A 14,450-nucleotide genomic window follows, 5' to 3' on the forward strand; every position below is an offset into this window, starting at 1 on the left:
CGTCCCGACCAGGATCGCTTCGAACGAAAGACCCTTCCATGCTGCGCATTGCCGTCCCGAACAAGGGATCGCTGTCCGAGACCGCCGCCGAGATGCTCGCCGAAGCCGGATACGCCGGCCGCCGCGACACCAAGACCCTGCACGTGATCGACGCCGACAACGACGTCGAGTTCTTCTTCCTCCGTCCCCGTGACATCGCCACCTACGTCGCCTCCGGCGCGCTGGACGTCGGCATCACCGGCCGCGACCTGCTGCGCGACGTGCGCCGCCCGGACGCCCGGGAGATCGAGCAGCTCGGCTTCGCGCGGTCGACCTTCCGCTTCGCCGCGCCTCCCGGCCGGTTCTCGACCCTCGAGGACCTGAACGGGGTGCGCGTCGCATCGGCCTATCCCGGCCTCGTCGACGACTACCTGCGCGAGCACGGCGTCACCGCGGAACTCGTCCCGCTCGACGGCGCGGTGGAGTCCGCGGTGCGCCTGGGGGTCGCCGACGCGATCGCCGACGTCGTGGAGACCGGCACCACGCTGCGCCAGGCCGGGCTGGAGATCTTCGGTCCGGTGATCATCGAGTCCGAGGCGGTGCTCATCAGTCGTCCCGGCGATGCCGAGGGCACCGAGAAGCTGCTGCGGCGCCTGCGGGGCGTCATGGTCGCGCACCGCTTCGTCCTGCTCGACTACGACCTGCCCGCCGATCTCGTCGAAGAGGCTGCGGCGATCGCCCCCGGCCGCGAATCGCCGACCGTGTCGCCGCTGCGCGATCCCGCCTGGGTCGCGGTGCGCGTCATGATCCCGCGTCGGGGCATGAACCAGGTGATGGATCAGCTCTACGCCCTCGGCGCACGGGCGATCCTGGTCACCGCGATCCACGCCGCGAGGCTCTGATGTCGCTCACTGCGCGCGTCATCCCGTGTCTCGACGTGGCCGCGGGCCGCGTCGTCAAGGGCGTGAACTTCGAGAACCTGCGGGACATGGGGGATCCGGTCGAGCTCGCACGGCACTACGCCGCGCAGGGCGCCGATGAGATCACCTTCCTCGATGTGACCGCCACCGTCGACGAGCGCGCCACGACCTACGACGTGGTGCGCCGCACCGCCGAGGAGGTGTTCGTGCCGCTCACCGTCGGCGGCGGCGTGCGCTCGGTCGACGACGTCGCACGACTGCAGGGGGTGGGCGCCGACAAGGTCGGGGTGAACTCCGCAGCGATCGCGCGGCCCGACCTCATCGGCGAGATCGCCGACCGCTTCGGCGCCCAGGTGCTCGTGCTCTCGCTCGACATCAAGCGCAGCCCGCGCACGGCGTCCGGCTTCGCCGTGACGACGCACGGCGGACGCACGGAGACGTCGCTGGACGCCCTGGACTGGGCCCGCGAGGCCATCGAGCGCGGCGCGGGGGAGCTGCTGGTCAACTCCATCGACGCCGACGGCACCAAGGACGGTTTCGACCTGGAGCTGGTCGCCCTCATGAGGGAGATCTCCAGCGTGCCGGTGATCGCGTCGGGCGGCGCCGGCACGGCGGAGGACTTCGCCCCGGCGATCGCGGCCGGTGCCGACGCCGTGCTCGCCGCGAGCGTGTTCCACTCCGGTCAGCTGACCGTGGGGGACGTCAAGGCCGCCCTGAGCGCGGCGGGGGTGCTGGTGCGATGAGCGAGGACACCATCGAGGTCGAGCTGGCCCGGGTCAGCTGGAACGATCAGGGACTCGTCCCGGTGATCGTCCAGCAGTGGGACACGCTCGAGGTGCTCATGATGGCCTGGGCCGACGAGGAGGCGCTCCGGCGCACCCTCACCACGGGACGGGCCACCTACTGGTCGCGCTCCCGTCAGGAGTACTGGCGCAAGGGAGACACCTCGGGTCACGTGCAGCACGTGCACGGCGCTCGACTGGACTGCGACGGCGACACCGTGCTGCTGTTCGTGGACCAGATCGGCGTCGCCTGCCACACCGGCACCCGCACCTGCTTCGACGGGCGGGACCTGAGCGCCGTCGTCTCCGAGGACGGCGAGGCGAGCCGCTGATGCTCACCCGGCGCGCGAAGTCCACGAGCCTGCTGCTGATCCTGGTCGCAGGCGCGCTCGGCGTGCTGTCGTCGACCCAGACCTGGCTGATCGTCGCGCGCGCCGACGGCGGGGAGGCGCTCGACGTCGCCGGAAACGCCGCGCTCCCGGTGCTCGCGCCGCTCAGCCTCACCGCTCTCGCACTCGGAGCGGCCCTCGCCCTCGTCGGCCCGGTGATGCGCCGGATCTTCGCGGGGATCGCCGTGATGGTCGGAGGCCTGCTGCTGGTGCTCACCGCACGGGTGCTCCTGCTGCAGCCGCTCGATGCGGTCGGCCCCGCGCTCACCAAGGTCACGGGGCTGGCGGGCGACGCTGCACTGAAGGGCCTCGTCGACGGCATCACGGTGACGGCCTGGCCCTGGGTCGCGCTCGCGAGCTGGCTCCTGCTGCTGGCCGGAGGGGCGCTCGCCCTGTTCACCGCCGGACGGTGGCGCAGCGGCGGACGCCGCTACCGCACGACGCCGGTGCCGCACGAGGGGCCGGTGGATGCGGTGGAGAGCTGGGACGAGCTCAGCCGGGGCACCGACCCCACCCGCTGACGCGGACCTCCCTCGGCTCCGGGCGCCGTCCGCGGCGAGAAGCCCGATCCCGATAGACTTCAACCACACCACCCGACGCTCGGAGGAGAACATGAGCAACCCCATCGCAGATCCCGGCCACGGACACTCGCCTGCGGCTTGGACCGCCGTGGTGATCATGCTGCTCGGTTTCACCGTGGGCACCACCGCCTTCTTCCTCGACATCCCGGTCGTGGTCTGGGTGGGCGTCGCGCTGATCGTGATCGGAGCGATCTCCGGCTGGGTGCTCTCCAAGGCCGGCTACGGCGCGAAGGGCCCGAAGTACCAGCCGAAGGCGCACTAATGGTGCTCGCCGACCTCACGGCCGGCGCAGTCGAGGACGCCGCCCGTCGCGAGCGGGAGCGCCCCTTCGCGATCGTGGAGCGTGCCGCCCTCGATCGCGCCCCCGCGCTGGACGTGCGCGCCGCGCTGGCCCCCGCCGACCGGGTGAAGATCATCGCCGAGGTGAAGCGGGCGAGCCCGTCCCGCGGGGCCCTGGCCGAGATCCCGGATCCGGCGCTGCAGGCGTCCCTGTACCAGCAGGGCGGGGCCTCCGCGATCAGCGTCCTCACCGAGGAGCGCCGCTTCGGCGGAAGCCTCGGCGATCTCGAGGCCGTGACCGCCGCCGTGCAGATCCCCGTGCTCCGCAAAGACTTCATCGCCACGCCGTATCAGGTGTTCGAGGCCCGCGCCGCCGGGGCTTCCCTTGCGCTGCTGATCGTCGCGGGCCTGGAGCGCGCGAACCTGGAGCGCCTGTACGCCCTCATCCTCGAGCTGGGGATGACGCCGCTGGTCGAAACGCACTCGGCCGAGGAGCTCGAGGTCGCGATCGACCTGGGGGCCCACCTCATCGGCGTCAACGCCCGTGACCTCACCACGCTGGAGCTCGACCGCGACCTGTTCGGACGTCTCGTGGACCGGATCCCCTCGACGTCCGTGAAGATCGCGGAGTCCGCGGTGCTGACCCCCGCCGACGTCGCGCACTACCGCGCCGCCGGCGCCGATGCGGTGCTGATCGGCGAGGCCCTCGTCACCGGCGACCCCGTCGCCACCCTGCATTCCTTCCTGGAGGCCGGATCATGACAAGCACGGAGCGGGCAGCGACCCAGAGCCTGCGCGATCAGCCGGGGCCGTTCTTCGGCGACTTCGGCGGACGGTTCATGCCCGAATCGCTCATCGCGGCGATCGATGAGCTCACCGTCGCGTACCACGAGGCGATCGAGGATCCGGAGTTCCGATCCGAGCTCGCGACCCTCCTGCACTCCTATGCCGGCCGTCCGTCGCCGATCACCGAGGTGCCCCGGTTCGCCGAGCACGCCGGCGGCGCGCGGGTCTTCCTCAAGCGCGAGGATCTCAACCACACCGGCTCGCACAAGATCAACAACGTGCTCGGCCAGGCGCTGCTGACCAAGCGTCTGGGCAAGACGCGCGTCATCGCGGAGACCGGGGCGGGCCAGCACGGCGTCGCCACGGCGACCGCTGCCGCGCTGTTCGGCCTGGAGTGCACGATCTACATGGGCGAGGTCGACACCGAGCGCCAGGCGCTCAACGTCGCCCGCATGCGCCTCCTCGGCGCGGAGGTGGTGCCCGTCACCACCGGCTCGCGCACGCTCAAGGACGCGATCAACGACGCGTATCGCGACTGGGTCGCCACCGTCGAGACCACCAACTACATCTTCGGCACGGCGGCGGGCCCGCACCCGTTCCCGGCGATGGTGCGCGACTTCCAGAAGATCATCGGCGAAGAGGCGCGTCAGCAGCTGCTCGACGAGGCGGGGCGGCTGCCCGACGCGGTGCTGGCCTGCGTCGGAGGCGGATCCAACGCGATCGGCATGTTCGACGCGTTCCTGGACGACGCGGCCGTGCGCCTCTACGGCGTGGAGGCGGCCGGAGACGGCGTCGACACCCCGAAGCACGCCGCTTCGATCGAGCGCGGCCGACCAGGCGTGCTGCACGGCGCCCGCACCTACGTCCTGCAGGACGAGGACGGGCAGACGATCGAGTCGCACTCGATCTCGGCCGGCCTGGACTACCCGGGCGTCGGTCCCGAGCACTCCTGGCTCAGTGCGATCGGGCGCGCCGAGTACATCCCGGCGACCGACGACGAGGCGATGCAGGCGCTGCGCCTGCTCAGCCGCACCGAGGGCATCATCCCGGCGATCGAGTCGGCGCACGCCCTCGCGGGCGCGATCCGGATCGGCAAGGACCTCGGACCCGATGCGATCCTCGCGGTGTGCCTCTCCGGACGGGGCGACAAGGACATGGACACCGCGGCGCGGTACTTCGGACTGTACGACGAGGGCGCCGCAGAGAACGGAGCCGGCGCATGAGCCGCGTCGAAGAGGCCATCCGTCGCGCGCACGACGCCGGGCGGGGCGCCTTCATCGGCTACCTCCCGGTCGGCTACCCGGACCTGCAGACCAGCATCGACGCCGCGATCGCGCTCGCGCGCAACGGCGTCGACATCATCGAGCTGGGCCCGCCCTACAGCGACCCCGTCATGGACGGCGCGATCATCCAGGAGGCCACGCAGGCGGCGCTCGCGAACGGCTTCCGGATGCGCGACCTGTTCACCGCGGTCAAGGCGATCACGGACGCCGTCGAGGCGCCCGTCGTCGTCATGACGTACTGGAACCCGGTGCTGCAGTACGGCGTAGACCGCTACGCCGACGATCTCCTCGCCGCGGGCGGGGCGGGGCTCATCACGCCGGACATCACGCCCGAGGCCGCACCCGAGTGGATCGCCGCGAGCGAGCGCACCGGGCTGGACCGCGTCTTCCTGGCCGCGCCGACCTCGACCGACGAGCGGCTCGACCTGGTCGCGTCGAGCTCGACCGGCTTCGTGTACACGGTCTCGACCATGGGGATCACCGGTGAGCGCGCCGAACTGGACAAGGCGGCCCGCACCCTCGTCGGGCGGCTCCGCGCGCACGGGGCAGGACGCGCCTGCGTCGGCATCGGCATCTCCACGGCCGACCAGATCGCCGGGGTGCTGGAGTACGCCGACGGCGCGATCGTCGGCACCGCCCTCGTGCGTGCCCTCCGGGACGGGGGAGTGGAACGCCTCGCCGAGGTGACCCGCGAGCTCGCCACGGGCACGCCGCGCGCACGGTGACGGCGCCCTGACGTCGTAGACTCGTGATCATGCCCTTCGCGCTCCAGAACGCCCTCATCGGCGTGCACGCCAGCATCCCGAGCCCGCCGGTCAGCTACTTCACGCTGAACGTCTTCGGGTGGACGCTGCAGATCCACTTCTACGCGCTGTGCATCATCGCCGGCATCATCGTGGCCACGCTGATGACGAACCACCGCCTCACGAAGCGCGGGGCGGAGCGCTGGGTCGTCGTCGACATCTGCATCATCGCGGTGCCGCTGGCGATCATCGGCGCGCGCATCTTCCACGTGCTGACCCACCCCGGCTTCTACTTCGGTCCGGGCAAGAACACCTGGAACCCGTTCGAGCCCGGCTCGGTCTGGGCCATCTGGGAGGGCGGCATCGCCATCTTCGGCGCGCTCATCGGCGGCGCGATCGGCGCCTGGCTCGGCTGCAAGTGGACCGGCGTGCGCTTCTCGGCCTTCGCCGACGCTCTGGCCCCGGGGCTCATCCTCGCGCAGGCGTTCGGCCGGTTCGGCAACTACTTCAACCACGAGCTCTTCGGTCTGCCCACCGACCTGCCGTGGGGCCTGGAGATCGAGTCCACGAACTCGGCCTTCCCGGCGGGACTCGCCCCGGGAACCCTGTTCCACCCCACGTTCCTATACGAGGTCATCTGGAACACGCTCGGCTGCCTGTTCCTGCTGTGGCTGGGCCGCAGGCTGCGTCTGCAGTGGGGCAAGCTGTTCGCCGTCTACCTCATCTGGTACGGCGCCGGACGCATGGTCTGGGAGTCGATCCGCATCGACCCGAGCGAGATCTACTTCGGCCTCCGCACGAACGTCTGGGCCGCGCTGTTCGGCGTGGTGCTGGGCATCGTGATCCTCTTCGTCCAGACGCGTCGTCACCCGGGCTTCGAGCCCTCCGCCTACCAGCCCGGTCGGGAGCCGAGCGACGCTGCTGTAGAATCGCACAACCCCGATGATTTCGTCGACCTGAGTGAGCCTCAGTCCGACGACGATCGCGTGGAGGCGGACGCCACGAGCGCCGCTTCCCGCCCCTGAGAACGGCGCCGACAGGAGCCTCGCTGCGGTGGACGCACGTCCACCGCGAACCACGCACTGAACGAGCGGGCCGATGATGTCCCCGGGTTCATCTGAAATCTGAGGACGGTGACTGGTGTACTTCCAGCCTCCCTACGGCGCTTCCGGCGCTTACCCCCCGAAGCAGGGGATGTACAACCCTGCGTTCGAGAAGGACGCCTGCGGCCTGGCCATGGTCGCGACGTTGCGCGGGGAGCCGGGCCACGACATCATCGCGCTCGCGCTCGAGGCGCTGCGCAACCTGGAGCACCGCGGCGCCATCGGCTCCGATGCGGGCACCGGCGACGGCGCCGGGATCCTGACGCAGATGCCGGATGCGTTCCTGCGGGAGGTCGTCTCCTTCGAGCTTCCCCCGGTCGGCGAGTACGCCGCCGGACTCGCCTTCCTGCCGCTCGACTCCCGCACCCGCCGCACGCAGAAGGCCGGCATCGAGAAGATCGCCGCGGAGGAGGGCCTCACCGTCCTCGGCTGGCGCGAGGTGCCCACGGCCAACCAGCATCTCGGCAAGCTCGCCGACGAGGCGCGTCCCGCGTTCGAGCAGCTCTTCGTCTCGCGTCCCGCGTCGGCTTCCGCCGAGGCGCTCTCCGGCATCGCGCTCGATCGCGTCGCCTACCGGCTGCGCAAGCGCGCGGGTCACGAGCTCGACGCCTACTTCGTCTCGCTGTCGGCGCGCACCCTCGGCTACAAGGGCATGGTCACGACCCTCCAGCTGGAGCCGTTCTACCCCGACCTGCAGGACGAGCGCTTCGCCTCGGAGCTCGCGGTCGTGCACTCGCGCTACTCGACCAACACGTTCCCGTCGTGGCCGCTCGCGCAGCCGCTGCGCATGCTCGCCCACAACGGCGAGATCAACACCGTCGGCGGCAACCGCAACTGGATGCGCGCCCGGCAGTCGCAGCTCGAGTCCGAACTGCTCGGCGACATCCGCCCGCTCCTGCCGATCTGCACCGACGGCGCCAGCGACTCGGCATCGTTCGACGAGGTGCTCGAGCTGCTCACCCTCACGGGACGCAGCCTCCCGCACGCGATCATGATGATGGTGCCCGCAGCCTGGGAGCGCCAGACGGATCTGGATCCGGATCTGCGTGCGTTCTACGAGTACCACGCGAACCAGATGGAGCCGTGGGACGGTCCGGCCGCCCTCATCTTCACCGACGGCACGCTCGTCGGCGCCACCCTCGACCGCAACGGGCTGCGCCCGGGCCGGTGGACCGAGACGACCGACGGTCTCGTCGTCATCGGCAGCGAGACCGGAGTGCTCGAGTTCGAGCCCGAGCGCATCAAGCGCCGCGGGCGCCTGCAGCCCGGCACGATGTTCGTCGTCGACACGGCGCAGCGCCGCATCGTCGAGGACGACGAGGTCAAGCGCGACCTCGCGAACCTGCACCCGTGGCAGGAATGGCTGGAGGAGGGGCGCGTGCGCCTCGCCGACCTCCCGGAGCGCGAGCACATCGTGCACCCGGTCGCCTCCATCACCCGGCGCCAGCGCACCTTCGGCTACACCGAGGAGGAGGTGCGGATCCTGCTCACGCCGATGGGGCAGACCGGCGCCGAGCCGCTCGGCGCCATGGGCAGCGACACGCCGATCGCGGTGCTCTCCGAGCGTCCCCGCCTGCTCTTCGACTACTTCGTGCAGCAGTTCGCCCAGGTGACCAACCCGCCGCTGGACGCCATCCGCGAGGAGGTCGTCACCAACCTGTCCCTGGGCCTCGGCCCGGAGCGCAACCTGCTCGACTGGGGCCCGGACCACGCCCGCACGATCGTGCTGGACTTCCCGGTCATCGACAACGACGAGCTCGCCAAGATCCGCCACATCGACAAGTCCCGGCCGGAGCGCTCCAGCGCGACGATCAAGGGCCTGTACCACTTCGACGCCGGCCCCGACTCGCTGGCTCGCCGCCTCGAGGAGATGTGCGCCGAGGTCGACGAGGCCATCGAGCGCGGCGCGGAGCTCATCATCCTCAGCGACCGCGACTCCAACAAGGACCTCGCGCCGATCCCGTCGCTGCTGATGCTGTCGGCCGTGCATCACCACCTCATCCGCCGCGAGGACCGCATGAAGGTCGGTCTCGTGGTGGAGGCCGGTGATGTCCGCGAGGTGCACCACGTGGCCACGCTCATCGGCTACGGCGCGTCCGCGGTGAACCCGTACCTCGCGATGGAGACGGTCGAGCACCTCGTGCGCACCGGCTACATCACCGGCATCACGCCGGAGAAGGCGGTCCGCAACCTCATCTACGCGCTCGGCAAGGGCGTGCTGAAGATCATGTCCAAGATGGGCATCTCCACCGTCGGCTCCTACGCCGGGGCGCAGGTCTTCGAGGCCGTGGGCCTCAGCCAGGAGCTCATCGACGCCTACTTCACCGGCACCGAGACCAAGCTCGGCGGCATCGGCATCGAGGACCTCTTCGCAGAGAACCAGGCGCGGCACGACTTCGCCTACCCGGAGGACGCGGCGGCGCGTGCGCACGAGCGTCTCTGGACCGGCGGCGAGTACCAGTGGCGCCGCGACGGCTCGCCGCACCTGTTCAACCCGGACACCGTGTTCCGCCTGCAGCACTCGACGCGCACCCGGCGGTACGACATCTTCCGCGAGTACACCAAGCTCGTGGACGACCAGGCCAGGGAGCTGAAGACCCTGCGCGGGCTGTTCGAGCTGCGCACCGGGGAGCGTCCGGCAGTGCCGATCGACGAGGTCGAGCCCGTCTCCGCCATCGTCAAGCGCTTCTCCACCGGGGCGATGAGCTACGGCTCGATCTCCCAGGAGGCGCACGAGACTCTCGCGATCGCGATGAACCGCCTCGGCGCGAAGTCGAACACGGGCGAGGGCGGCGAGGATCCGGAGCGCCTGGTCGACCCGGAGCGCCGCAGCGCGATCAAGCAGGTCGCCTCCGGCCGGTTCGGCGTCACGAGCCAGTACCTCACCGCGGCCGACGACATCCAGATCAAGCTCGCCCAGGGCGCGAAGCCCGGTGAAGGCGGTCAGTTGCCTCCGCAGAAGGTCTACCCGTGGATCGCGCGCACCCGCCACGCGACGCCGGGCGTCGGGCTCATCTCCCCGCCGCCGCACCACGACATCTACTCGATCGAGGACCTCAAGCAGCTCATCTTCGATCTGAAGCGGGCCAACCCGAACGCGCGGATCCACACCAAGCTGGTGAGTCAGTCCGGCATCGGCGCGGTCGCGGCGGGCGTCGCGAAGGCGCTCAGCGACGTCGTGCTCGTCTCCGGCCATGACGGAGGCACGGGCGCGAGCCCGCTGAACTCCCTCAAGCACGCCGGCACCCCCTGGGAGCTCGGTCTGGCCGAGACCCAGCAGACGCTGATGCTCAACGGCATGCGCGACCGCGTGGTCGTGCAGGTCGACGGCCAGCTGAAGACCGGCCGCGACGTGATCATCGGGGCGCTCCTGGGCGCCGAGGAGTTCGGTTTCGCCACCGCTCCGCTCGTCGTCTCGGGCTGCATCATGATGCGCGTGTGTCACCTGGACACCTGCCCGGTCGGCGTCGCCACGCAGAACCCGGTGCTCCGCGAGCGGTTCACCGGCAAGCCGGAGTTCGTCGTGAACTTCATGGAGTTCATCGCGGAGGAGGTGCGGGAGCTCCTGGCCGCCCTCGGCTTCCGCAGTCTCGACGAGATCATCGGCCGCGCCGATCTGCTCCGCACCGATGCCGCCATCCGGCACTGGAAGGCGGACGGCCTCGACCTCGCCCCGATGCTCGAGGGCCCGGCGTTCCCTGCGCACGAACCGCGCCGCAGCGCGCGCACGCAGGACCACGAGCTCGAGAAGCACTTCGACACTCCGCTGCTCGAAGCGGCGCGCGAGGCGATCGAGAACGGCACGCCGGTCTCTTTCGATCTGCCGATCCGCAACACGGAGCGCGCCGTCGGGACGATGCTCGGCCATGCCGTGACCGTGCGCCACGGGGGAGAGGGCCTGCCGTCGGGGACGATCGGGATCTCGCTGCGCGGAACCGCCGGCCAGTCGCTCGGAGCGTTCCTGCCACGGGGCATCTCGATCTCCCTCGAGGGAGATGCCAACGACTACGTCGGCAAGGGCCTCTCCGGCGGCGAGATCGCGATCCGTCCGCACCGCGGCGCGGACTTCGAGCCGCACCGCAACGTCATCGCGGGCAACGTGATCGGCTACGGCGCGACGAGCGGGACCATCCACATCTCCGGCGTCGTCGGCGAGCGGTTCCTGGTCCGCAACTCGGGCGCGACCGCGGTCGCCGAGGGCGTGGGCGACCACGCGCTGGAGTACATGACCGGCGGCGTCGCCGTGATCCTCGGCAGCACCGGTCGTAACCTCGGAGCCGGCATGTCCGGCGGCATCGCCTACGTGCGCGACCTGCACACCGAGCGCGTGAACCCGCTGTCGCTGGACGCGGGGGAGCTGGAGCTGCTCCCGCTCGACGAGGTGGATGCGCAGGAGCTCCGCGAGCTGCTCGCCCAGCACGTGGAGCGCACCGGATCCCCGCTCGCCGCGGAGATCCTGGGGGACGACGACTTCGCCGCCTCCTTCACGAAGATCCTGCCCCGGGACTACGCGGCCGTGCTGCGGACCAGGGCAGAGGCAGAGGCCGAGGGGATCGACCCCGACGGCTCCATTGTCTGGACCCGCATCCTGGAGGTGACCGGTGGCTGATCCCAAGGGCTTCCTGAACGTCACGGAGCGCGAGCTCCCCGCCCGCCGGCCCGTTCCGGTCCGCATCATGGACTGGAAGGAGGTGTACGAGCCGGGCGATTCGGCCGTGCTCCGCCGCCAGGCCAGCCGATGCATGGACTGCGGTGTGCCGTTCTGCCATCAGGGGTGCCCGCTCGGCAACCTCATCCCGGAGTGGAACGACCTCACCTGGCGCGGCGAGGGCCGGGCCGCGATCGAGCGTCTGCACGCGACGAACAACTTCCCGGAGTTCACCGGGCGGCTGTGCCCGGCGCCCTGCGAGAGCGCCTGCGTGCTGGGGATCAACCAGCCCGCCGTCACGATCAAGCAGATCGAGGTGTCGATCATCGACCAGGCGTTCGCCTCGGGCTGGGTCGAGGCCCAGCCCCCGGAGCGCCTGACGGGCAAGACCGTCGCGGTCGTCGGATCCGGTCCCGCGGGGCTCGCCGCGGCGCAGCAGCTCACCCGGGCGGGCCACACGGTGGCCGTCTTCGAGCGCGACGATCGCATCGGCGGACTGCTGCGCTACGGGATCCCGGACTTCAAGATGGAGAAGTCGCACCTGGACGCGCGCCTGCGGCAGATGTCGGAGGAAGGCACCCGGTTCCGTGCCGGCGTGAACATCGGCGTCGACATCACGTGGGACGACCTGCGCACCCGCTACGACGCCGTGGTCATCGCGACGGGGGCCACGCTGCCCCGAGAGCTCGCGATCCCCGGGCGGGACCTCGACGGGGTGCACTTCGCCATGGAGTACCTGGTCGAGTCGAACAAGGCCGTCGCCGGCGACCCGGTCTCGAACCAGATCTCGGCCGAGGGCAAGCACGTCATCGTGATCGGCGGCGGCGACACCGGAGCGGACTGCATCGGCACGGCGCACCGCCAGGGCGCGCTGAGCGTCACCAACCTCGCGATCGGGCGCCAGCCGTCCGCGCATCGGCCGGACCACCAGCCGTGGCCGATGATGCCGACCGTGTTCGAGGTCTCCTCCGCCCACGAGGAGGGCGGCGCGCGCGAGTACCTCGCGTCGACCGTCGAGTTCCTCGGCAACGAGGCCGGCGAGGTGCGCGCCCTGCGCGTGGCCGAGACCGAGTTCGTGGACGGCCGTCGTGTGCCCCGCAGCGGCACCGAGCGCGAGATCCCGGCCGATCTCGTCCTCATCGCGATGGGCTTCACCGGTCCCGAGCACGACACGTTCGGCGAAGAGGCGCCGCAGCGCACCGACCGCGGCGCCTTCCGCCGCGACGAGGACTACGCCTCGACGCTCCCCGGCGTGTTCGTCGCGGGAGACGCGGGGCGCGGTCAGTCGCTCATCGTGTGGGCCATCGCCGAGGGTCGCGCCGCGGCCGCCGCCGTCGACCGTCATCTCATGGGGGAGACGGTGCTGCCCGCGCCGGTCCGTCCGTCGGATGTCGCGATCGGGGTCCAGCCCGCGTAGGCTGGCCCCGGCAGCGTGGCCCTTTATTCCATCCCCCTGACACTTATCGGAGAACGCATTGAGACGTGCCAAGATCGTGGCCACACTCGGCCCCGCAACCTCGACGTATGAGACGGTGCGGGCCCTCATCGATGCCGGAGTCGACGTCGCCCGACTGAACCTCAGCCACGGGGACTACTCCGTGCACGAGAACAACTATGCGAACGTCCGCCGCGCCGCGGAGGACTCCGGGCGCGCGGTCGCCGTCCTCGTCGACCTGCAGGGCCCGAAGATCCGCCTCGGCAAGTTCGAGGCCGGACCCTACGAGCTCGCCGTCGGCGACATCTTCAAGATCACGACCGAGGACATCCTCGGCAACAAGGACATCTGCGGCACGACCTTCAAGGGCCTTCCGCAGGACGTCAAGCCGGGCGACTTCCTCCTCATCGACGACGGCAAGGTCCGCGTCGAGGTGGTGGACACCGACGGCACCGTCGTCACCACGCGAGTGGTCGTCGCCGGCGCCGTGTCCAACAACAAGGGCATCAACCTGCCCGGGGTCGCGGTCAGCGTCCCCGCCCTGAGCGAGAAGGACGAGGACGACCTGCGCTGGGGTCTGCGCACCGGCGCCGACCTCATCGCGCTGTCGTTCGTGCGCGATGCGGCGGACGTGTCCCGCGTGCACGAGATCATGGCCGAAGAGGGCGTGAAGATCCCGGTCATCGCGAAGATCGAGAAGCCCCAGGCCGTCGACAACCTCGAGGAGATCGTCGACGCGTTCGACGGGATCATGGTCGCCCGCGGCGATCTCGGCGTGGAGCTGCCGCTGGAGGCGGTGCCGATCGTGCAGAAGCGGGCCGTCGAGCTCGCGCGTCGCATGGCGAAGCCGGTCATCGTCGCGACGCAGATGCTCGAGTCGATGATCTCGAGCCCGGTGCCGACGCGCGCCGAGACGTCCGACGTCGCCAACGCCGTCCTCGACGGCGCCGACGCGGTCATGCTCTCGGGCGAGACCAGCGTGGGCGAGTATCCCGTCATCGTCGTGGAGACCATGGCGCGGATCATCGAGTCCACCGAGGATCACGGGCTGGAGCGCATCCACCCGCTCACGACCAAGCCGCGCACGCAGGGCGGCGCGATCACGCTCGCGGCCCTCGAGGTCGCCGAGTTCGTCGAGGCCAAGTTCCTGTGCGTGTTCACCCAGTCCGGCGACTCGGCGCGGCGCCTTTCGCGGCTGCGCTCGCGGATCCCGATGCTCGCGTACACGCCCGACCCGGCCATCCGCCGTCGTCTGGCCGTCACGTGGGGCGTCCGCACGAGTCTCGTGAACTTCGTGCCGCACACCGACATGATGTTCCACCAGGTCGACGAGCACCTGCTCGGATCCGGCCTCGCAGAGGTGGGCGACAAGGTCGTGGTCATCTCCGGTTCCCCTCCCGGGATCGTCGGTTCCACGAACGACCTGCGCATCCACCGGGTGGGCGACACCGTGCACGGTGCCGCTCCGGCCTACCAGGCCAAGTAGGACGCGCCGACGAGGGCCGGTTCCCCTGGGGGACCG

At 70.6% G+C, this 14,450-nt stretch carries 12 protein-coding genes; all 12 read left to right on the top strand.

The window, feature by feature from the left end; translation table 11 throughout:
• The first annotated feature begins 38 nt into the window (after positions 1-38).
• The 12 genes from hisG (at position 39) to pyk (ending at position 14,414) form a co-directional block, all read left to right on the top strand.
• Positions 39-881: an ATP phosphoribosyltransferase gene (gene hisG, locus J8G10_RS04635; RefSeq protein ID WP_251439744.1), complete on the top strand. Its 843-nt coding sequence runs from the start codon at positions 39-41 to the stop codon at positions 879-881.
• The gene (gene hisF / locus J8G10_RS04640) at positions 881-1,642 is read left to right on the top strand and encodes an imidazole glycerol phosphate synthase subunit HisF (protein ID WP_251439745.1); all 762 of its coding nucleotides are present in this window, start codon (positions 881-883) and stop codon (positions 1,640-1,642) included. The genes hisG and hisF overlap by 1 nt, the downstream gene beginning before the upstream one ends.
• A complete protein-coding gene (gene hisI / locus J8G10_RS04645) occupies positions 1,639-2,013 on the top strand; it encodes a phosphoribosyl-AMP cyclohydrolase (RefSeq protein WP_251439746.1) in 375 nt (124 codons plus the stop codon). The genes hisF and hisI overlap by 4 nt, the downstream gene beginning before the upstream one ends.
• Complete coding sequence (locus tag J8G10_RS04650; RefSeq protein WP_251439747.1) at positions 2,013-2,591, top strand: Trp biosynthesis-associated membrane protein; 579 nt, start codon at positions 2,013-2,015, stop codon at positions 2,589-2,591. The genes hisI and J8G10_RS04650 overlap by 1 nt, the downstream gene beginning before the upstream one ends.
• A gap of 91 nt (positions 2,592-2,682) precedes the next feature.
• The gene (locus J8G10_RS04655; RefSeq protein ID WP_251439750.1) at positions 2,683-2,913 is read left to right on the top strand and encodes a DUF6704 family protein; all 231 of its coding nucleotides are present in this window, start codon (positions 2,683-2,685) and stop codon (positions 2,911-2,913) included.
• A gap of 2 nt (positions 2,914-2,915) precedes the next feature.
• A complete protein-coding gene (gene trpC, locus J8G10_RS04660) occupies positions 2,916-3,692 on the top strand; it encodes an indole-3-glycerol phosphate synthase TrpC (protein ID WP_251442338.1) in 777 nt (258 codons plus the stop codon).
• Complete coding sequence (gene trpB / locus J8G10_RS04665) at positions 3,689-4,939, top strand: tryptophan synthase subunit beta (protein ID WP_251439753.1); 1,251 nt, start codon at positions 3,689-3,691, stop codon at positions 4,937-4,939. Before trpC ends, trpB begins: the two co-directional genes overlap by 4 nt.
• Entirely contained in the window at positions 4,936-5,724 is a 789-nt protein-coding gene (gene trpA, locus J8G10_RS04670) for a tryptophan synthase subunit alpha (RefSeq protein ID WP_251439755.1), read from the top strand. Before trpB ends, trpA begins: the two co-directional genes overlap by 4 nt.
• Before the next feature lie 29 nt (positions 5,725-5,753).
• Positions 5,754-6,767, top strand: a complete 1,014-nt coding sequence (lgt, locus tag J8G10_RS04675) for a prolipoprotein diacylglyceryl transferase (RefSeq protein WP_251439757.1) — start codon at positions 5,754-5,756, stop codon at positions 6,765-6,767.
• A 169-nt stretch (positions 6,768-6,936) separates the two neighbouring features.
• Entirely contained in the window at positions 6,937-11,454 is a 4,518-nt protein-coding gene (gene gltB, locus J8G10_RS04680) for a glutamate synthase large subunit (RefSeq protein WP_251439761.1), read from the top strand.
• The gene (locus tag J8G10_RS04685) at positions 11,447-12,910 is read left to right on the top strand and encodes a glutamate synthase subunit beta (RefSeq protein WP_251439765.1); all 1,464 of its coding nucleotides are present in this window, start codon (positions 11,447-11,449) and stop codon (positions 12,908-12,910) included. Before gltB ends, J8G10_RS04685 begins: the two co-directional genes overlap by 8 nt.
• Before the next feature lie 58 nt (positions 12,911-12,968).
• Positions 12,969-14,414: a pyruvate kinase gene (gene pyk, locus J8G10_RS04690; protein WP_251439768.1), complete on the top strand. Its 1,446-nt coding sequence runs from the start codon at positions 12,969-12,971 to the stop codon at positions 14,412-14,414.
• Positions 14,415-14,450 lie beyond the last annotated feature (36 nt).

The sequence above is a fragment of the Microbacterium sp. USTB-Y genome (assembly GCF_023703415.1).
Classification (GTDB): domain Bacteria; phylum Actinomycetota; class Actinomycetes; order Actinomycetales; family Microbacteriaceae; genus Microbacterium.

Excerpts from the sequence above, each read along its gene's own strand:
- hisG (WP_251439744.1), top strand. The coding sequence starts at position 39 with ATGCTGCGCATTGCCGTCCCGAACAAGGGATCGCTGTCCGAGACCGCC.
- hisF (WP_251439745.1), top strand. The coding sequence starts at position 881 with ATGTCGCTCACTGCGCGCGTCATCCCGTGTCTCGACGTGGCCGCGGGC.
- hisI (WP_251439746.1), top strand. The coding sequence starts at position 1,639 with ATGAGCGAGGACACCATCGAGGTCGAGCTGGCCCGGGTCAGCTGGAAC.
- J8G10_RS04650 (WP_251439747.1), top strand. The coding sequence starts at position 2,013 with ATGCTCACCCGGCGCGCGAAGTCCACGAGCCTGCTGCTGATCCTGGTC.
- J8G10_RS04655 (WP_251439750.1), top strand. The coding sequence starts at position 2,683 with ATGAGCAACCCCATCGCAGATCCCGGCCACGGACACTCGCCTGCGGCT.
- trpB (WP_251439753.1), top strand. The coding sequence starts at position 3,689 with ATGACAAGCACGGAGCGGGCAGCGACCCAGAGCCTGCGCGATCAGCCG.
- trpA (WP_251439755.1), top strand. The coding sequence starts at position 4,936 with ATGAGCCGCGTCGAAGAGGCCATCCGTCGCGCGCACGACGCCGGGCGG.
- lgt (WP_251439757.1), top strand. The coding sequence starts at position 5,754 with ATGCCCTTCGCGCTCCAGAACGCCCTCATCGGCGTGCACGCCAGCATC.
- gltB (WP_251439761.1), top strand. The coding sequence starts at position 6,937 with ATGTACAACCCTGCGTTCGAGAAGGACGCCTGCGGCCTGGCCATGGTC.